Source organism: Spirosoma terrae (assembly GCF_010435915.1).
In the GTDB taxonomy this organism is placed as follows: Bacteria; Bacteroidota; Bacteroidia; order Cytophagales; family Spirosomataceae; genus Spirosoma; species Spirosoma terrae.
Genome location: NZ_JAAFZH010000003.1, coordinates 566,447 through 588,069, shown reverse-complemented (window position 1 = coordinate 588,069; position 21,623 = coordinate 566,447). Strand labels below are relative to the sequence as shown.

12 protein-coding genes are annotated in these 21,623 nt (G+C 47.4%); all 12 read right to left on the bottom strand.

The window, feature by feature from the left end; genetic code table 11:
- Positions 1 to 583: 583 nt before the first annotated feature.
- The 12 genes from GK108_RS10280 to GK108_RS10225 all read right to left on the bottom strand — a co-directional run bounded on the left by GK108_RS10280 (position 584) and on the right by GK108_RS10225 (position 21,493).
- A complete protein-coding gene (locus tag GK108_RS10280) occupies positions 584 to 976 on the bottom strand; it encodes a hypothetical protein (RefSeq protein ID WP_163946825.1) in 393 nt (130 codons plus the stop codon).
- A gap of 673 nt (positions 977 to 1,649) precedes the next feature.
- Entirely contained in the window at positions 1,650 to 2,078 is a 429-nt protein-coding gene (locus tag GK108_RS10275) for a hypothetical protein (protein WP_163946823.1), read from the bottom strand.
- Between the two features lie 23 nt (positions 2,079 to 2,101).
- Entirely contained in the window at positions 2,102 to 2,467 is a 366-nt protein-coding gene (locus tag GK108_RS10270) for a hypothetical protein (protein WP_163946820.1), read from the bottom strand.
- 83 nt (positions 2,468 to 2,550) lie between these two features.
- A complete protein-coding gene (locus GK108_RS10265; protein WP_163946817.1) occupies positions 2,551 to 3,651 on the bottom strand; it encodes a type I restriction endonuclease in 1,101 nt (366 codons plus the stop codon).
- 77 nt (positions 3,652 to 3,728) lie between these two features.
- On the bottom strand, positions 3,729 to 4,253 hold the full coding sequence (locus GK108_RS10260; protein ID WP_163946815.1) for a hypothetical protein: 525 nt from the start codon (positions 4,251 to 4,253) through the stop codon (positions 3,729 to 3,731).
- A gap of 146 nt (positions 4,254 to 4,399) precedes the next feature.
- Positions 4,400 to 5,320, bottom strand: a complete 921-nt coding sequence (locus GK108_RS10255) for a type 1 periplasmic-binding domain-containing protein (RefSeq protein WP_163946813.1) — start codon at positions 5,318 to 5,320, stop codon at positions 4,400 to 4,402.
- A gap of 1,192 nt (positions 5,321 to 6,512) precedes the next feature.
- Positions 6,513 to 10,619: a hypothetical protein gene (locus GK108_RS10250; protein ID WP_163946810.1), complete on the bottom strand. Its 4,107-nt coding sequence runs from the start codon at positions 10,617 to 10,619 to the stop codon at positions 6,513 to 6,515.
- A gap of 271 nt (positions 10,620 to 10,890) precedes the next feature.
- Positions 10,891 to 18,972, bottom strand: a complete 8,082-nt coding sequence (locus tag GK108_RS10245; protein WP_163946809.1) for a hypothetical protein — start codon at positions 18,970 to 18,972, stop codon at positions 10,891 to 10,893.
- Between the two features lie 63 nt (positions 18,973 to 19,035).
- Positions 19,036 to 19,440 carry a hypothetical protein gene (locus GK108_RS10240; protein ID WP_163946808.1) on the bottom strand — a complete coding sequence of 135 codons (405 nt, stop codon included), beginning with the start codon at positions 19,438 to 19,440 and terminating at the stop codon, positions 19,036 to 19,038.
- Positions 19,441 to 19,890: a hypothetical protein gene (locus GK108_RS10235; RefSeq protein ID WP_163946806.1), complete on the bottom strand. Its 450-nt coding sequence runs from the start codon at positions 19,888 to 19,890 to the stop codon at positions 19,441 to 19,443. It abuts the gene before it with no gap.
- 132 nt (positions 19,891 to 20,022) lie between these two features.
- Positions 20,023 to 20,319, bottom strand: a complete 297-nt coding sequence (locus GK108_RS10230; protein WP_163946805.1) for a hypothetical protein — start codon at positions 20,317 to 20,319, stop codon at positions 20,023 to 20,025.
- Complete coding sequence (locus GK108_RS10225; protein WP_163946803.1) at positions 20,312 to 21,493, bottom strand: DUF6371 domain-containing protein; 1,182 nt, start codon at positions 21,491 to 21,493, stop codon at positions 20,312 to 20,314. The genes GK108_RS10230 and GK108_RS10225 overlap by 8 nt, the downstream gene beginning before the upstream one ends.
- Between the last annotated feature and the right edge of the window lie 130 nt (positions 21,494 to 21,623).

Genomic DNA, 21,623 nt, shown 5'->3' with positions numbered 1-21,623 from the left:
TTCACAGCATTCCAATTAAAATATAATTTATTTAATTTTAATTTATATTATTACAATATAAATACTCAACTGAAAATATAGATATATATTACTTTAAGTATACGTTAACGCATTGATTTTCCACTAATTGCTAAAAGAGTTGGTAATTATACATAGTATTAAATACTCATTTATTTTGTAACTTATACTGATATACGTTTACTTATTTTTGTTTTTGGGTAATTTATGATCTGGTTTAAGTTATAAATAGCTAAACGTGTTTACAGTAAACTTTTGTCGCTTGTTATACGTCCTAGTTTCCGCCGAAGTCGATCCTATTCTTTCCCATTGCCAATGCTATAATCTACTTTTGGTTGACTTTTCGCCTGTAGAGTTATATCGCGATTGTTTTGCTCAGTCCATTAGTGTAGAGAGTGCAGGAAATGCATACCCAAACAAAAAGTATTTAGTCCGTATCTTTCAGATATACTGTCCAACGGGTTATCATCGCTAATTGTACGGGCTTTACTTTACAGGTCGGTAAGGCTCAATTCCTGTTCTTGTTTGAGCTAATTGTAGATATATAGTCTTGCCGTGCTTTATACTACTGAGTGTATCTGTCAAGCTCGGCTAGCTCGTTCTGGATGATCAACTCCCAGCGTTTTTGGGCCAAAGCATCAGCCCCATAGTTGGTTTCCTCGTCATACACAATTCGTCGTTTGGCTAAAGCTGCCATTGTATCCGCATTTAACTTTTCCAGAAATCTGGCTTTTAGTCGGGGCTTTTTCGCATAGGCCTTTAGTTCCCGTCGAAGGTGGCGGGAATAGATTTCGGCTAAATCGAACAAGGTTTGTTCATAACGAATAGCGGCAGCTGTATTCGCTGTTGTATCAATCCAGGAGGCCGATTTAATGAACGACGTATATACAGAGTAATTGGTTTTGTCCGTCCAGATATTGGCATTTTTGGAGTCAAAGCCAATTGTAAATTGAGCCATTGCCGGGCGCGTGGGGTCCCCGCTACGTTTTATAAGAAAATCATTGACTGTTAATCGACGGGTTGCGCTCTAGTCGATATAGTCCTCATGGCGGCTTTGGGTAAAGCCTTCAAGCGACAAAAATAACAAGCAGCTATGCAAAACGGCTCGGAATCGCATTGGGAAGGGTGTGGTTTATGCTGGCTTTACCTAATCATTCAGCCCGATCAGGACTTTCTGCAAGTTACTTTTTCTATCAAGGATTTTCAGCGCATCAGCCATTTGTCTTAACTTTAATGACATGGAAATCTTCTTTTGTGTCCTCCTCATCATCTGCATACTAGCCTGCTGGTATTGTGAACGACGCATCAAGGCGTATCAGCAGGAGATGACTCGACTGCGGGAGCGGCAGCAGAAGCAGGTGGTGGAGATGAAGCAGTTGGCCGACGAATTAGCCCGCACTCTACGGATGGCGAATCCTCTCTATCACTACCACGAGAATTGAGAACAATGATTAAGGCTTTGTTTTACAGGCTAGGGAGTGGGCTGGCACACCTGGCAGTCTGGGGACTAGATAAACCTGTCTTCTTTCCTGCCGTGTGGGTGCTTAGATTAATGCTACGGTTTAGAATGTGGGTACGAAGTGGGAAACGAGCGGAACTACCCGAACCGCCGGTCGAATAAGTAATTAGTATTAATGAGTCGTTGGTGGACTGGGCGGCACAAAAGTCGTATACACAGTGGCGATAGCCGAAACAATTGACGCTACTTTATTGAATGTTTCAAGCTGGTTAGGCTTCAATTGCTGCTTTAAGTGGTCTAACTCATATAGTAGTTTCTGGATATTTGCTTCTGTCAAAGCATCTGTAATTACAAAGCCACCGTTACGGTATAAGTCATGAGCTTTCATTTTAAGTGACATATAATCACCTCTCCACTGTATCTCACTAATTAAACCCATATCCTTAAACCCGATGAGCACTCCTTCAAGTGTATCAGCATCTAAGCCGGTTAATTGTTCTAGCTCATCAAAATCAACATCAGTAATCTGTTCGACTCGAACATTCTGACACAGCCATTTCAGTAAATTGTCCTTGATTCGGGTGGTAATTAGAGGTAGCATAGAATTGTTGGATGGCGCGGTGTTTATTTGCTGAATAACTTCACATCGAATGATCCATCCGAGAATGTCTGTGTAATTTTAAGTTTATTACCCACTTCGCTAAACGTTATACGTTCATCATACTGCGTGTCTCTCCACCTACCGTCAAGATTCGCCCAGATAGCCCTATTGCCCTCTATTTTGACTTTGTAAGCAAACTTTTGACTATCATTTGGCCGGGTATATTTGACAATATACTGTCCTGCCGACTTGGAAACTGAAATGATATTGGCTGGCTTGCCCATAACGGAAGCAATGGTATATTTTGCTACATCTGCTTCAGTAAAATGGCGCAATTGAGTTGGGTGAATCGCTATGATTCCCAACAAAATAATTATGATGGTTTTCATGAGTGTGGTTTAGGATTTTAGTTAAAGAGAGTGAGGCTAAAGGTGTGTCAGGTTAGCTAGATACACCTCACCCCCTTCAAACATTATTCAGCCTTTCCGTTCGGCTTCAAATAACTGACAATGGTTTGCTGTAAAGCCTCTGCATGATCATAAATAGAGTCCAACGATTGCAATTCATGCTTCGTTTCGCGTTTGTCAGCATCCATAATCCCGATGTACTTCTTCTGCCCATTGAAGTGCAACCGGCAAATCGGTTTCCGATTGTTATCATCCAGTAAAATGGCAAAGTAACTTTGTGCGTCCCGATGTACAATGCGGGCGGCACTGATGTGAGGACGCAGGATAGCTCGCACAATGTAAAAGCCTTCTAGTTCCTCAGCCGTTGTCACTACGTTCGGGCCTTCTTTTTCCTGGCTAGGAACTGGCGTAGGCTCCGACGCGGCTGGTTGAACGGTCAGTTCTTCCTGTACCAAGGCAGTTTTAAGACGGTCGGTGATCTGATCGGATAAGGAATGCTGAAATGACTTTCGGACCAAATTGGTAAAATACTCCATCATTTTAGCCGTTAGCTGACCTGAATACACTTGCTTGGCAAAATAGCGAACAATGGCATCGCTCGGATTACTCATTTCCTGATGAATCAGTGATTTGAGTTCACCCATGTACTTTAGCTCGCTTGCCGTTGAAATGATGCTATCGACATCGAAATAGGATTTACTAAACTTCTTGACTTCTTCGACCTGGTTGTCACGTAGGTCTAGCAGATTCAGTTCTAGAAAGGGTTTAGTGTCCATCTTGTTGGGCTCTTCCAGATCGGTATAGAACCGGTAGACAACCCCATTGGTCAGAATGCCAAACCTGGCCTTGGTTACGTGGAAGTAACGTAGGAGCTGATTGTCGTGTAGGGTGAGCGACTGATTCCAGTGTTTACACTCGATGAGCATGCAAGGTTCGGGTTGCCCGTTCACGTCTCGCATAATTGCATAGTCCACTTTTTCACCTTTCTTGGTACCAATGTCCGAAATGAACTCCGGAACAACTTCAAACGGATTGAATACGTCATAGCCGAGCATATTCAAAAATGGCATCACGAGTGCATTCTTGGTCGCTTCTTCGGTTTGAATGGAATCTTTCATTTTGGCAACCCGGTCGCTGAGTTGCTTGATTTGGTCTTTGAAATCCATAAAAGGTAATGGTATAAATGGTATGTGGTTATAAATAAGTGAAGCCGACGAAAGGTGAATCGCCTACCCTCTTTCCCTTAAATTGAAAAATTAATGGATAGTCCAGCGCCCGTTAGCGTATTGTACCCCAATCCAAAGAAAAGCCCGCCTTGGGGTCGATAGTGTACTTTCCCCCCGCCCCCAGCAGCGAACTCGCTGCTGCCATTCATATAGTAACCACCCCCATTGAAGCGATTATCGGAGTAATTGGTATAATATACATCAGAGCCGATTACGCCTTCGACTCCTAGTGAGAACTGATCAGTAAACCAATAGTCATACCCGGCAGTGAATAGCATATAACGTTTACCGCTACCAATGATAGTGCGGCCGTAGTTAGCTTTCTGCTCGGAGACGAATTTTCCTTTCTGCCCATTAAATTGAAATGCATACCCAGCCCGGAACATGCTTTTGTTTCGCTGGTAATGCAGGTCCATCATCAAGACCTTTTCATGGGTGAATCCAAGGCCTAGACCAAACTTTGGCTTGGCGAGATTGTCAGATTGTGCGTAGGTTGAAATGCAGCCTAAAAGGCCAAAGAGAAAAGTGAATGTTTTAATCATTACGGTGTGGTTGAGATATAGCCCTAAGTTCAAGTAACTCTTATTTTACTTATTCATAGGAGCTACTACGAAATAGTGAATATTATAATCTATTTTTCGGTATACCCTTCTTAATAGTAATACGTTTTGGTAGCTTTTGGCAAGAACTAATACGACTCGTACTCGTAGTGTAATCTTTCAGTTACACTTCCACCTGTTGTTGTTGTGCGTGTGATGGGTAGCTTAGCCGCATTGTATTCATACTCATAGCTCGTGGATGTAGTAGAAGTGGAACTGCCCCCTAAACTCGTTAAGGTCGATGTCGTGTTCAGGGTTAATACGTTGTTTTTGCTAAGGGTTATCACGTTATCGATACCGCCATAATAGGTGTTTGGCGAACCTCCTCCAAATTGTAAGTTAACGAAGCCATTGGGATAGGGAGAGGGAATCACAAACACCCCATAGAAGGGATTAACGTTGTTATCATGCGTATAGGTAGTTGTCGAGGTAACAATCGGGTCAACCCCACCTCTAGATGGAATATTGGACTCGCTGGCCCAAGTCGTTAGATTGGCACTGGTAAACGTATATGATTCTGATCTTCTTAGAGTCAATCCACTGATGGCAAAATAACTAGAACTACCAACCAGTTGATTGGCAGCATTGTAGCTCATACTGACTGAGAAGCCGTTAAGGTAATTAATACCTGATATCTGCCCGGCTGCATTATAGAAATACTGATATTGTTCGAATCGGTTAGGCTGGCTCCCTCTGGGATAGAGTACAGCAGTATGTTGCAATTGAGTTAATCGGTTCTGGGAATCAAATGTGTAGCTACTATACTCTAGCTCAGAAACCGTTGAGTCTGGTGTTTGATAGGTTTTTATCTGGTTAAGCTTGCCTTGTGCATCATAGGTAAAGGCGCTGACTTTGGCTTTATTGTCAGGTAGTTCAAGTGTAAGTGATTTAACGCGAAGTCGAGTCTGAGAGGAGCCAGGGGTAATATCCGCTAATCGGTGATCAGCACAACTATACATCCCGCCAATGATAAAAAGCAGGGCCAGAAGAGTACGGAATAGAGTAGTCATAATCGTATTTGTCTAGTAAGTTTAGTAACAGATACTGATTTAGAAAGGACATTCTAGCGTATACCCGGCACAGTCAAACAACTCATTATCTGAAAGTTAGAAAATTGGTTATTTATACTCACATGACTGTGCAGGCTATAACTAGCCTCACCCTTTCCTGTTTATAGAATATGATACTACAAGGTGAATGATAGTGAGGCAATTATTGGCCGATCATCACTAGTGCCAAAACCATACGTTTACTCAGTGTCCCAACGGAAAAATAAATAAGGGATTCCTTACTGCTCGTTCTCCCAGATAGCCGGGGCGGGGAGAAAACTGGCGTAGCTTTGAGCGAAAACAGGGGGATAGTCTTACAGCGCTTTATGCGCTACGATTCAGTGATTAGAAAGTCTTAACTGTTTGACATTCAAAGGCCGTTTAAAACGCGAGCAGAAATAATGAAGGATTCATTTGGCCTGAATTTTCCAGGTACCCGGAGTAGTAAAAAGAGGCCGGGTATTTCACCAGCAAGTAGCCTATCTCTATATATGCCGCTCGCCCGCTTATAGCTTTTTGCCGATTAAAACTAACCTGTTTGGGTAAGCAGTGGAGTTATCCGCTAATCACTATAAGACAGGATAAAAGCCTGTATTCACATGACAGAACCGGCATAAATAAATAGACTTACAATAAGCCTAAAGGAAAGTTTGATTTACAGGGTTTTTGCCTGTAGAATAAATTCTGCGGATGTAAGTTTTGGGAAGCCCGACCTTTTAGGGTGGCTTACGTTTGTTGAGTTGTGAGTAGACAAATGGTATAAGCTGAGTAATTTGAAGTCATCGGGTGGAGATTGGATAGTCTTCCTCCGCTGCTCTTTCTGCTCTGCTAAGACGTATCCCACTTCAGTAGGTGAATTGATGATTATTGATTGAAGGGAATAATTCATCAATGCGTTGATTGCCAATTTTTTATCCAAAATGATAAAAACCTAAAAGGTGGTAGCGCTTTAGAGAAAGAATTTATGCAAGATGTTTATTATCAAGTTTTTACCCAAAATAGCAAATAAGAAAACGGTAGGCAGGCAATAGCCGAGGCTGAGATAGATTATCGGCTATCCGTTTCTTTACACATTGAATTATTAAGTATGGCAAAACCAGCTCCTATATAGCAGGAGCTGGTTTTGCGGATTAGCCATCTTATTGGTTATAATTTAATAACGAGGAGAAAGCCGATATAAGGTATCAGCACCAGTGAGTGTAAATCGGTCACTTACAGAGAGCTGGGTAGAATCGATGCTTAAGGTCATTATCAGATATTGATCACGTAGACGGGGATCTACATCGCCATCACGCGGTACCAGATTCATAAGTGGAAACCACAACTGGCCCTGGCGAAACGCGACTCGATAATCAACACCGGGTCGCAAATCAACAATCTGCTGATCCGTCTGCGTACGCATCGTCATCGACACCAGTGCATCCCGGCCAGTTAGTGTTATGGCTGCATTGTCAAACACCTTGGGATACATCACCTGCGGATTGACAATCCATTCTACTTCGGCCAGATAAGACTGATCGAAATAGATGCCAGCGGCCCCTGATGCCAGTACATGAATCTGGTGTTTTTTACCAGGGTGTATGCCATATAACTTACCGCGCCACATCGTATAGCGAGCTGGCTGACAGTCCTGTTCACCTATAAACACATCCAGTTTTTCATTGTAAAGTACTGTCCGGGTTTGATTGACCAACTGTTGACCATAGGTAATCCATACGTCACCGGATCGATGATCCACACCTAGCGAGAATTTAGCTGCTCGGTGATCGGGTAAGGTTAGCGTAAATAAATCATGCGCATGTCCCCGATCCGATAAGTCATCTTTCCCCGCCTGGGAGAAACGACAGAGCAACTTTTGTTCGCTATCGATCCAGTAGGCTCGATCGGCGCTAACCGACAGGGCATTGAACTCATGCAAGCCGACTCCCTGACCGGCATAATCAATGCCGTCCAGGTCTTTGCCCGTTCCCGTTGTCAGCTCACCGACACTGGTAGGAATAATAGCCCTGTCTCTGGCCCGGACGCGGCCATAGTCCCGCTCCTGCCAGGCATACAACCCGCCTAGCAGCACCTCCATACGCACACCTTCGCCTTTCGTTCCGTCAAGGTCATAGTAATCGGCTGGTCGCCACTGGCGGAAGCTATCGTCCCGCTCACCGTATAATTTGGGCTGGGAAACATAAATGGAGTACTTGCGATTATGAGCGAGTATAACCGTGCTAGGCAAGGGTTTATAAATGGCAATTGTCTCTTTTGTAACAAGTACCTCATTGATATTCCATTCCTCAGGTTGGCCAAACGCGATGCCGTTAGTTGCGTGTAAAAAACGGTTCTCACAAGCCGCTTCCTGGGAATACATGGCATTGTTAGCTAGAGAGCGGCCCTGTCGAAGGGCGTAGTTGAATTTGCTCTCCATCGGTACGATATGACCGACACCAAAGTCAGGCGTATAGCTGTTTCTTCGCTCGCAGCCATTATCCCACAAAGGATATAACCGGCATAAATCAACAAGATTGACATAGGTATCACCTCCAAACACCTCGACTCCTGATAATATATAAGCGATTTGCTGCCCCGATGAATCGGCTTCGATAGGCAATTCAGCTAATACCTCATCGGTAATCGGCAGAAAGTAACCGGTCGGATAATAGCTCCGCTCATCGGCGGCGGGCTGCGGATCGGCACTTTTGACGTGATTGACAATCGCCAGACTCACATAGGAATCCGGCGACTCGATTACATCCACTGCCTCCCAGTCTTTCAGGCAGGCCACTATCGTACCCGGAGCTAAAAACGCATCAACAAAATTCCACGGTCCATGTTTTTGCCCTGGACGTGGATTACCCGCCGTGCCCCAGCGGATTCTATATTCTGGTTGGTTTGTACCCGCAAAAGCGCCTTCCCGGTACTGAGGAAACAGGCTCTGGTAGGGCGAGAAGATCAATTTATCATTGTCGGTATCGATATTGCTGTACGAAACATCGGTCCGGCTTTGGTTGTGTAAAAACCAGGATTTGATTCTCGTTTTGTCACCTAACTTCGGCCTTCCGTTCGCATCACCTCCGGCCAGTAGCTGTCCGTTGGTTTTGTAATTTTTGGTATAGATATGTAGCGGCCCGCCTCGACCTGATGGAAACGGATCGACAAAGTTTCCGCTGCCTATTGGATCTTCTAGGAGTTCGGCAATAGTGAGCCTGATTTCATTACCCTGCGAGCCGTGGGCCGCGCCAAGCATTTCCAATCTTGAGCTAGGACTTTTCGATAAATCAGGCAAAATGCCGGTTGTCAGTACATCTGGCGCGTGAAGGGTCGCCCAGTAGCTTTTATTGATTGTTACCGTGGGGTCGTTAGTGCGGCCCTTGAATGATATTTCAACAATAGCCCCCTGGTTTTTAATGTTCGTGTTCTCTGTCTTGGTCCAGTGCGGCCCGTAATGAGAAGGCCCTCCGCCGATGCCGGTGTTGGCGAGTCTGAACCCATTGTTCCAGCTTGCATGAGGCTCAATCTTTTTGTAGCCCTGATCACTTTCGGCTGTCGTACTATTCTCTGGTACGTTGACTGTACAGTTAATGGCCAACGCCTGAAAATCCAATCGACCTGATGCTTGCGTGCGTACAATCTCAATACTACCCAGCCGCCGTTTCCCATTGCGAGCATACACCATTGATTTGGGCAACTTAATGTTATTGAAAACAGCGCCTACTTGAACTGTCTTGTTGTCCCTGGCGGGAGGAAGGCCAGACCAATCTGGGAACGTTATATCGGCCAATGGCGTCGCAAAATAAGGAATGCCACGAGTGTCTCGGCAAACAGCGGCAAAGCCATAGGTTTCCCCCCGTCGATACCCGGCCAGACGGGTAGCTACCTGAACCCCTTTGTTGTGATTGTAGTCCTCAATGATTGGGAGCGACGCAAAGACTTTCCCGCCAAATCGCGTGTTATATAGCGATAGCTGTCTGGTAACTGTTTCAGGTAATGAATTGGTCAGCTTGTCGCCGTCCTGCCGATACGGATTTTCTGGATTTGGCTTTGGTTTAAATGTCGGAGCAGCCGTTGTGTCGGGTGTAAATAATTGCTCACAAAACTCTGTAGATACTTGGCTTGCGTCAACAGCCAGCGCTGGCGTGGTATCGACATTGAACGCATATAATCGGCTATTGAGTGAAGCAATAGATTGAACGCGCTCGAAGGATTGCTGCTGAGATAAGAACTCCGCTGTATTTAACGCCGTACCCGAAAAGGTCTTGACTTCAATAGGTATGGATGCTAAATCATTCGCCAGAGTGTCTAGTTCTATTCGCTGCGTCAGTAACGCCCGCTCGACACCTACCGATCCCCTGTGATATAAAACAGCTACCTCTAACGTATTCCAACGACTATCGACGCCTGCTAGAACAAAACGAAGGCCATCCTGGGTCGCTACACCTGACGCACCCATATAGCGGACGTGGTGAGAGATACTAGGATTAGTAGGAATCGGCTTGTCTGAGACAAAATAAGGGCGGGTCGTAATCGGAGCCCAGGGCGAAGCATGGCCGTCCAGCGTCCTATATCGGTACGTAATCTGGTAGCCTCCCGATAGCAAATTACCATCAATCCGTCTTTCATAGTCCAGGGAGCCAAAGTTCACCTCGGGCATTACCATCATCTGGTGAATAGACAGGTGGCGGGGGTAGGTAGTTAATGATCCTAGTTGGATCTGGCGATGATACAAACCTCCTCCCTCTTCCCAGCAACGATTCAAATTCAGGGTTCGGATGCCGTGGCCATCCACACCGTCAACCCACTGGATACGGGTTATCAATTCGTTTTCGGTAATGGTCGTTAGCTGTATATGATCGCCTGCGTATAATTCCAAACGCTCATTATTAGGATCATATTGATCATTGTACAACGTATAGTACACATAGGCAAACCCTTTTGGCCGGATCGCACCAGCAGGCAGAATGCCCACTCCATACGAATCGGGATCGACAAGACCAATCTCGGAAAACATACCGTTTGTCGATAATACGGCTAGTCCTAAATCGGTATCAATTTCGCCTAGTGGCCAATATCCGTCGGGTAGCGAGTAGGCGGGTGATGTACCGGCCATGACTTCTAGCGCCAGTGACCGACCTTCTTTTGGATCACCTTCTGGATCAACATTATAGAGTAGTCGAACGTTACGACCCGACCGATAAGTACCATCTGGTTGCAGCGATGGACTAATATCCTGGAGTTGCCCTTTGCTAAAATATTGCGTGTGTCTTTGTGTCATTGTCCTGTTGTTTGTAAGTATTGCTTAGTAAATAGAATTAATTGCCGGAGCCAAAGCTGGGAGCTTCTTGAGGTAGCGATCCACCATCGGCCATAGCCTGCTAACTGTAGGGAAGTTTTCGTTCACCACACATACGATTAATCGAAGCGGCTGTTCATGACCCGGTTGGGATTGTACAAATACAAGCAGTCTTATTGGGAGCATCTGTTCAAAAATGAAATGAAGATTTGATCAGAATGCTTGTAGAGTAAGCCTTCTGATCGATATTAAGTTACGGCACTACCATCCAGTCCTCTTCCTTGATCGGTTCGCTTTTAGCAATTTTACTGAGGAGCTTCGGAATCTGAACGGGAGCCCCGAGTAAATGAGCACTACCATCAATTAAACTGTAGGTCAGTGTATTCCAGCGCTTGGCCGCTACTTCTGGATCGTCGGTCATCATATAGTCTTTAGCTGCTATCATCCCATCGACTACGCGCTCAAACGATTGTCCTGGTGCATACCCTAGCACCTCATCCGACCACCTAGGCCCGTCGATCCAAGTACTGGCGGCTATCATCAATTCCGTTGGTACAGAAGGCACGGACCCTAATAAACCTCGGCCTACATCCCAGCTTAAGGAAGTCAGCATATCTTCCTGAGGTTCATCGCCGGTAAGTAACCCACTCAATAAGCGGTAGAGTAAATTGACCATACCCACACCAACGGCGTTGAATAACAATAGATTGGTGACTGTCCAGATCGCTTTGTCTCGTAGCTGGTCTACATCAGGGTCGCCTATCGCCCTGGCTTTCAGATAAGCATCAATGGCTTTGACGCAGGTATTGACCAGTTTCTGCTGCTGACCGGAATAGAGACCCAGCATAGCCCCGGCTAAACCTTTATTGCGTTGCAACGGTGTCGAATTTCCTTCGCCTGACATGGTGTTGGTCGCATAGGTCAACTCTTCGGTTAGTCTAGCTACTTCTCGTAAAGCCGCATCACTGGTAAAGTCAGTAATCGGATTACCTAATGAGTCACGTAATTCGCCTTTCGCTATTTTGTCCTGCACCTGATACTGAGCCGCTTTCCAGAAGGATAGAATAACGGCCCGGTCGCTAGCTCGTACCCAGCGCAACCCTACATCGGAAACATCGTGTATTGCTTTCCGGGCGAAGGCGATACTACCATTCAGCGGCTGTGCTTTAATATTATCCAGCGTTGGACGACCTAGATAGGCTTCATCGGCACTGGTCAATCGGTCCAGAATAGTCGCCATATACGGACTTTCTGCCATTTCATTCAGGTAGCTGGTTTCTAGTAGCTCACCCCCAAACAGGCTTTGGGTAGATGACTGTCTAGCTAGTTTATAGCTATCGACGGCCAGTTTACCCAGATCGGTGGCTGCCTGACGGAGATACTGGTTCTCAATAATCCCCATCCCATAAGCATTCAAATGGGTTAGGAGCTGCTTAGGACCGGTCGTTAGCGAGAAGGCGAACGTACTGCGGCTAAAGCGACGCATCCAGGCTCGAAGTCCTAAATCAACACCGGCTACCTCAAAGTCAAGCACCTCTTCAGTAGGCGAACTGACTCCTCCGTCATTCATATCTTTTTCAATGGTGAGCAGGTACTGCGTCATCCATTGAGGAGCCTTTTGTAACGACTCCGCATTCCGTTTCCGCCAGCGTTCCAGATTTAACTTCGTCGCACTGTTGGCAATGTAGCGATGCTCAATGTTGGTATAGCCGCTGATTCTGGCTAGTAAATCACGGCCTATCACTTTTAACGGTGGTGATTTACGTTCGCGTAAAATTCGAGATTCTTCCAGTAACGCACTACCACTCGGCACCGCATCTCGTTCTGCCAGGGAAGTCCAGGTCTGGGTGGGATAGTAAGAATCCTCCAAGAGCAAGGGCTTTCCATTTTCAATCTCAAACAGGCCCGAGACATAGTTTCTGGCTACCGGATCAGCAAACAGAGATTCCACTTTTGATACGATAGTGCCGTGTTCGGCTTGAAGAAGCTGCTCTAGTTGATTGTACGTGGTACGGTCAATGAGTAGTGTTCGAGGTGTTTCTTCACTCGGTGCAGTATACTGATACCCGTAAGTTCCTTTCTTGAGTCGGTTCTCTTTGTCAATCGCAGAGCGAGTGGTTACCAGTTGACCATTCACCACATCGGCCAAGGCGGATGAAGTGGCTTTGGCAGGATCACCTTTACCGGTTGTGGTTAGCTGGGTTTTGATCGTAAAATACAGATCCATCCAGTCACTAACAGGCAGGTCTAGCGTAGTGGCTTTGCCATCTTCCCATCCAGATAATTGATAGGTTTTTACCTGTCCTATATCCCCAATCTTACCCGAGGGCGAAGCAAACCGGGATAATCCTTTCAGATCTTCCGTTAGCTCTGAGACGATATGGTTTCGCCGGAGCCGCACTTCTGCCGCTCTGGCATGCCAGGTCCGGCGAATGTCTTTGGTAATTCGCTGCAAGGCTGAGCCTTCGCCGAGTGATAACAAGCTTCCTATCGTTTCTATATCCAGCGCATTGCCGAGTACCTTGCGCGTCAGCACTTTCTTCTGGAACTTCACAAAAGTAGGATCACTAGACTGTGTGGTGTAGACTGCAATGGCGGCTGTGGCATCCCTTTTTTCTTCGCTCAGATTCGACAGCTGATAACTACCATCCTCGGCGATAATCGCGTTTTCATTTAATAGTTCATGATAGGCCGTTAACAGATCGGGTTCAGCTTCATAGCCGTTTCGTTTCTGGAGACTTTTCGTCGCTTGACCTTCCCAGAGCAGATCACGTAGCCGCCCAACGGGTCCGTTCCCTTTGGGTTTACCAGCAGTTAGCTCGAAGGCTAAACTAGCGAGCAGCTGGTCGTTTAGTTGCCCGGTTTGCGGATCGAGGATCGTAACGCTATTCTCACGCACTCTACGTAATCGTTCCGCCACCGATGATTCCGGCGCATATTGAAGAACGGCATCAACCATTGGCTGAAATGTCTGCCGGAAGTAGTCGGCTAATTGCTGGGGCGTTTGCTGGGTCAATAGCTTCCGTTCTGGCGCTTTGGCTTTAAATGACTCCGTGAGCTGCGTTAGGATTTGTGTATCCTGATTAGTAATGGGTCTAGCAGGCTGATCATTACTAGTCGGCGCTGGCCCATAGGAGAATCTGGTTTGCAAATCTGGCTCTGCCTGTACAGAGCCACTCAATGGCCTGCTTTCCAGTAATCGGGCGGCAACCCCACCCGAAAACTCCTGCAAGTCCATATCGGCTATTTCCTGCGCCGTTCTGTTCTCGATACCTAATTTATCTTTGATTACTGTCCAGAGTCGATCTAGCCAGCCGATAAAGCCTTTTCGGGCCGCCTGCGAGACAAAGCGCTCGCCCTGATCGCCAATCGCCGTCGCTAACGCTTCTTCGGCAAAGTATTCTTCACGTGCCTTACCTGACAAACCTAGACGATCTGCCTGCTGCTGATAGAATATATCGTTAGCTATAGCCTCGTAATAAGCAGCATTAGCCTTAGCTTTTTTAATGCCCTCTTTATATAAATCAGCTCGATTTGATTTTGCCCAGCGGTTCCAGAAGTGACCGAACTCATGGATCGGCGTATTAGCATTTAAATGATCGCTATTCAAATAAACTGTATCGCTGGTCGCAAAGCCATAGACCGTACCCTTACTCCGTAGCTGCTGACCGGTTTCAATTTCGGCTAATTCAGCAATTTTGTTCGAGTCAACGATCTGTACATTATCCGCGATACCGGCAAAGGTTTCTTTTAGTCGAGCGATTAATCCTGAGTGAAATTCTGGTGATAAGGGTATTTTAGGATTATCCGAGTAGCTAAGTAATGTAGCCTGCTGAGCCGCTAGGTCGGCTACCTCGGCTAGCCTAGCTTTATTGTCCTGTAGATTTTTTATTCGGTCGTTGTTCGCCTCAATCTGATCGTAAATATCCCGTATACGACTAGCCGTTGAATCCTCGATGTTGGATACATTCGATTGATTCGGCGACTCAAAACGAACGACAGCCTTTTTGGTAATTCGCCATACATTACCAGACTTACTCAGTTCCCCTGGCTCAACCGTAACTATTGACACGTCTCCAGAAGGAGGCAATGAGTTCGCATACTCCGTAGCATCTAAGTACGAGTAAGGATCATACAAGGCCAATTCTTGCCCATTAGTCTCCGGCGTTACCCGATAGCTAGCGGTCGTAGGCGATGTTTCGACTAGCTCATAGATGGCTGCCCGGCCCGATTCCTTGCTAACAAACGACCGATCAGAAAAACCCATAGGTACATCCCGCGTGCGAAGTCGGATAACAGGCCTGCCTGCCGGATTGAATGGGAGAACTGACTGACCTTTTCCTGCTTTCAATTGCTGGCTAAGCGATTGTGCCTGCTGGGTGAGTTGGCTCGTTTGCTGTTCCAGTGATTGAATGTCAGCTTCTAGCAAACTCTGAGCGGCTACGACCTGGGCCTGCTGAGTCAGCGTTAGGGCTTCAGATCGAGTTTCGGGGGTACTATTCCCGCCTGCCGTCGGCGCTGGATCTCCCGGCTCAGATAGCCCAGTGTCTTGGCTCGCTTCGCTAGTAGAAGCTGGTTGGGATTGAGCGTCGGCATCGTCTCGGGTTGGAGTGGTTGATTCGGATTGGTTTCCATAAAATAAGTCGATCAGTTGATTATACTGTGAATTGGATAAATGTTGTTGCTGAGCGATCTGCTCCCAGGCATCGTTACTCATTTGTGCACTACTGCTTTCCAGGTTGGCGAGTGCGCTAAAGGCATCGTACTCGGCCTGGGTAATGGGTACTGGCTGAGCAATCTGATCGATTATAGTCAGTAGTTGGGATTGCAGAGCTGGATAAGTGGCAAAGAACTGGTTGTAGTCAAGCAGGTCAATAACGCCAACCCAATCTAAACCCGTTGGCTGTAGATACTGCTCACCAATAACACGGATAAGTTGATCCTGCACAGCGATAGGCACTCCTGCCTGATCCATGCCTGTCATCAACGGTACTAATGCCTCCAGGGGTGTTGCGTCTGTCGCCTGCGCAACGAATAAATCCTCCTTGCTCATCCGTTGCTCGAACTCCTGCTGTTGGTAGTCCAGTAATTGCTGTTTGGGACTACCGTTGGTAGCAAACGACTGAACCATATCGACAATAGCCTGCATAACCTGCTGCTCATCGACTTCCTCAACCGGACGACCTAACTGCTCTTCGACAATCTGACGAGCAATCGTATCCAATGACTCGGCATTTTCATCGGCGGCTGTATAGTTTAAATACGGATTGCCACCCTTCGCACCTTTCATTAAGTTAGGATCAGCGTAGCGAGCGAAGTCAGAACGCCTGATCTTACCTTTCTGATAGAAGTACTGCAAAATAGCTTCTTGTAAATCCTGTGGCTGCCGGTCAATTACTTTTGGCTCGCCTGTTCGTTTCTCAGGACGACTTACCACATTCGCCTGCCCTTCGGCTTGGGCGGCTGCTTTGGATTCAGCGTTATCGACTGCTGTTTGTTCTGGGGCAATACTACTCCTTCCGTTTTCTTGCTGACCAGTTCCCGCTTCAGGGCGGCTGTCGTTGCCGGATTCGATTGAATCAAGCGCAGCAATTGCTTCTGATTCCTGTCGTAGTGCTGTCTCAAGGTCTGCAAGTGCTGAAATAAGCTGCTGTTCGGTATCAGCGGTGAGTTCTCCGGCGTTAAGAGCCTGTTCAATTTGGTCAACGACTGCTGACCGCTCACGTACCTGCTGGGAAGCTGCTGCTGCATTCGCAAGTAATTTGCCGCGTTCTGTTGCTGCTGCAAGCTGAGCAGGTAGCTCATCCGGTCTTGTGGTATCTGATACGGTATCATTCGCTAGTTGGTTAGCTGTTTGGTAATCGCCTGTTTGTAAGGCTTCAGATATAGCCGACTGCGTATCAATAGGCAATTCACGCAGTTTATCAGGATCAATACCCGCCTGCTGCAATTCATCGCCTAAGTAGTCTGAAATCCAGTCGGGTTGTGCATAACGGGACTCAGTAGAGTCAGCGGCACGGGAAGCCATTGCCGATTTGAGCCAGTTTCGTTTACGGGCCAAGTCCTGTTTTTGCCAGTCGGGTGCATCGGCAGGCAGATTAGCTGCTTCCTGCATATAACTAGCTTCCGCCTGACGCAGACCGTCCAGTTCATTATCCTCGTAGCCCTGCGAAAGCCTAGTACGCCAGTCGGCATAATCTTCCGTTACATCCTCGTTAGCGTCAAAGGCATTCAGTAATTCGTCATGTTGGGTCTGATCGGATATGGTTCTTAGGCTCACAACCGGACGACCTTTCGAGGGTAGTTTATAGCCCCGGAACCGCTTAATCGTTGGATCGGTATCTTCAGTCACCGAGGATTGAGCGCCATCGGTTTTAGTTTCAACCCGAAATACCTCCCGGCCATTTCCCGTATCGGCCAAAGCAAACCGGCCATCGGGTGTATCCATTGTTCGGTACAATCCAGGCTGATCGGCTTCAGTGTATTGATCCGGTTTAGCGACTACTTCTGGTTCTGACTGAACACCATTCTCCCACTGATCGGCCAATCCATCTAAATCGGATTGATACGACTTTAGTGTTTGAACGCGGGTCTGCTCATTCATTAAGCCCGATACAGACTTATTGATCGTTTCGCCAATACGCTCAGCTAACTGCTGTTTCTTGGGCAAATTCTGACTAATCAGACTCGTCGCTTCGGCTAAATCCAAGGTATCAAGACCCGGCTTTGGAAACCATTCGCCCGGTGCCCGCTCATCGGCTAGTTCAGCTAAGCGCTGCATGGGCTGGGCAACCTCAGCCTGCATTCGCTGTTGCCACTGCCGCTGCTGATTATCCAGATTATACAAGGCAAATCGCATCTGCGGATCACTTTTGGTATTGGCTAACCGGGACGAGACCCGAACCATGTCGTCCAACCCTGCACGAGCCTGCTGGTACTCCTGATCCGATAACTTGCCTTCGCTCTTTAAGCGGTCTGTTAGTCGGTAAATATCTAACCCGTCTTTGTTGTTAGCTAAATCAAGATCCGGGTTGTTATTTAGCAAGTTTCGAACGTCGGAATCTAGCTTACCCCAAACCGTCTGCTGTCCCACTAGCGTCGGGGTACGGCCCAGCATTCCGCCCATTGAGCCGCCGACGATCCCGCCCATCAATACGCCGGTTACGCCGTTGATTAATGCTTCTTTGACAGTTGGGTCAAAACCTTTGCCACCCGGTGCGTCGTAGCCGTAGTACGTGTCGGCCATTTTCTGAATAGCGGATTCGGCGGCTTGTTGGGTTAGTTCTTCCAGCCCTTCGCTAATCGCCCCACCCCGAATGTTCTGAAAAATAGCGCTACGAACTTCCGGTAGTTTGAGTTTGTCAAAAAAACGCTTACCGGTTAAATTGATTACATCTTTGAATCCCTCTTCGGTAAGTTGTTTGCCAGCCATCGACTGAAACGCTTCGGCTGCCGATTCTTTACTAAGCTGCCGGACGATAGCCGACGCTTCGGCTGGTGCTAACTTAGCGGCTTTAACCAACGCATCGGCTCCGGCAAATTCAAGGGCCGCACTGGCCGTGGAGAGAATGGGGGCTATCAGTGCCGCCTGATTGCGCGTATAACCCGCTTTTAGCGCTGCTTCTTTATAGCCAGGTAGGGATTGTAAATACCCGATAGCCCCAGACTGTAATCGTGGATCAGTTAGAATCCGGGAAATTGTAGACCCCGCACTAGCGGCTTGTCCAACCCGGCCCACCTGCCCCAGTATAGGGAGCATAGTCGTCGTTAAAAAACCCAGTGTGCTTCCGGTCATACCGGCCACGGCTTTCCAGTTGATACCTGATTTATCATCCCAGACAGCGGCCTGCGCCTCGGGACTGACGTAGTATTTGGCTTTATTGAAATAGTCGTCGGTTGCTTTGTCCCACTGACGATACCAACTCGTATCACTCGGATTGGAAATAGCCGACATAGCCAGATCGACAGTCGAGGGCAAAAAGTCAGCGAGCCCCTGCGAGAGATCGATAAACGAGTTTTTGAACTGACTACCCAGATCATTCCATCCCGTCCAGCTTTCGTTGACTGGTTGTGAGGCTCTGGTTTGTAGGTAGTTTTTATCTGGTCCCTGGTAGGCCGCCACCCGGCTGGATGCATCGGTATTACGGCGGTAGAAGTCGGTAACGTTGGCCCAGGTTGTTTCGGCTTCGTTGCGAGGGAGGCCAGCCAGGCGTTGTTCTGCTGCCGACGGATCGACACCGGTTGCCTTCATACGGGCAACTACGTCAGGAGAGTAGCGAAGCTCAGGAAGGCGGGCAGGGGTTGGGCCCGGTGTATTTTGTGGTCTTGATTGCATAAGTTGGAGTCGGAAAAAATGCGGATGCTATTGACTGCTGGTTGGTAGGAAATGGGGTAGATTTTATGGCGGCTGAAGTAAGTGCTGCACTTTTCGCCAGAATTGAGCAGGCCTAGGGAAGTCTTCCTGTACGGGGAATAGCCATAAACGAAAAGTGGTTATATGATCGGCTTGCTGCTGTTGTGGCTGCCAAACCAACACATAAGACTCATCGCCCTGTAGTTCGTCGGTGAAATAGATGTCAGTGAGTGTGGAGCGATACCAGGGAGCCCAGAATAAACACGAGCGAAAACTGGTTCTGCCCGTAGCTGCAAGGTGGACATCTGGGTAAAGCTGTTTGTCTAATGGCGGCTCGAGCCTAATCTGTTCGGTTAAAAGTGGATGGGCATCCGAGCCAGCTTGGCGTACGTGAGCGCCGAAAGCGGGTGCAAATAGATAGGTGGCCTGGTAGACAGTAAGCGGTTTCATTTAGCGAGTTGGTGGGTTTTGTCGGGGTGAGCGCTGAATGCTAAGAATATGTTGGGTATGGCGATGAACGCCCTCGTAATATGGCCCTAACTCATACCATTCCCGGCTTAGGATAGCCTGCTTGATAGTGGCTAGGGCCTGGGGAATCAGATCACGAGCAGCGGGGTGATGATAGGCCAGGAAAGCCCATATTTCTCGGTCCAGCCAGTGCCATCGGGGTTGTTGATAGGCCATAGCTATACGTAGCTGAAGGTCTACGGCATCTAGTCGTTGCCATAGTTCAATCTGAATGGGATCATTAAGCCCGTCGATAAGCGCTAACGGTGTATAGGTAGCTGGCGCAAATAGATAATCCTGAATGGTCTGATTGAGAAAAGTCGGTTGGTTCCAAGGGGTGATATTGATTGGCTTGGCTGGTCCAGGTAAATGAGATGCTTGATGCTGGTTCATTACTCTAAAGGATATAGATTCCACATTAGGGTATAAATGATACTCTTGTTCAACTAGGCCCGCCGTCCGTATCAATAGACGCTGCCGGCTCTAACCCGGCAATATTGATTAGTGCAGCGGTGTTCGATCGTTTCATACGGCTTGTTTGCTTGTTTTTAGCTGGCCGGAATCCCGCCAGTGTTGAATGATTTCTCTGAGCTTATCGGCGTACACATCGGGTACACGGACATCGAAGGCTAGCTTGATAAGAGACTCTACCTCCTGTATCCACTCGCTGCGGTCATCATCCCACCGTTGCAGACAGAATAGTACTTCTTCAAACTGACTGTTACTCCAGTGAGGCAACTGTTGTAAATCGGCTAACCGGCGCTGCTGAACAATAGCGATCTGAGCTAGCTCTGTTGAGGTCGGATTGTTTATATTAATCATGATTGAGGTAGTCAGTGAGAGTTTTGATCTTGATCGTCGGCTCTGATTGTAAAGATTCACAATCCCATAGGGCGGGATAACCATCGATACTAGAAAGGGCTCGTCCAGTAGTCTCGCAGCGATGAGCCGTCAGGTAATCAGCAATATCAAGTCCCGCCTGCCGGTCTAAGGCCGATCCCTGTCCTTCGAGGACGGTGGATACTCGAACGGTATGCCCTAAACGTTTTAGCTCCTCGGCCTTGTTGCTCCACTGTTGGAAGCCGCCCAGATCAGGAAACAGGGTAATGGAGCGGCCTGCCAGCGGCTTACATTTATCCACCGATAGATTACCTAGTCCACCACAGGCTAGCCAGATGAAGCCCGGCTCAAAGGCGGTAGCAATGATGGCCGTCTTCTCGGATTCGACAATCGCAATGGGCTTATCGATAGGCTGGTTAGGGAGTTGATGAAGACCGAATAGACATTGTTCGAGGTTGAAGTCATTCATGGATAGCAGTCTATGCACCCACTCCGGTCGATCTGGCGCATCAGTATTCTTATCCTTGAATCGTTTGCCCGTTGCCCGACTGTGATACATGATCTTACCGGCGTGGACACGGCCTTGCTCATCGATCTGCCAGAATACATCACAGAATCCCCAATGGCGAGAAACACTAAAGTTGTCATACCAGGTGCCAACCCGAAATAAGGCTAGCAATTCATCAGCTACTGGATTACCAAATAGTCTACGGAGGTAGATAGCGAAGTTGTTACGCTCATAATTGCCTAAGGTACTATCTACCAAACTCTGTTCATGATAGCTGGTAGGTGGTTTAGGTGTTACAACTATAGCTGGACGCTGACGAGGTCTGGCACTATGACTCCCTGTAGACCGAGTATTACCCAAGTATCGGCTTACCAGTTGTTGCATGGCTGTTTTCCAGTCGAGGTCATGGGCTTCAGCATAAGCCGAGATCGGATACCAACGTTTAGCTTCCTGGAAGTTCTGGACATAGGGCTTGCCTCGTTCGTCGGCAGGGTAATAGGCTTCGGAAGATTTTGTAGTTTGATCGAAGAGCCGGACAGACTGACCTTTTCGGGTCAAGCTTTGCCCAGTTAACTCCTCGAATATGGTAGTGCCATAATCAACCTCGAGTCGATCAGCACTCGATCTATTTAGGCTTATCGTGGTCATCGAAAAATAAATCTTTGTTTTTGATTACCACTTTTACCACTTTCACCACGCTTGCCTAGGCAAAAGCGCTTATTTTCATTTCAAATCGTGGTGAAAGTGGTAAAAGTGAGGTTTGAGAAAACATTTTTAT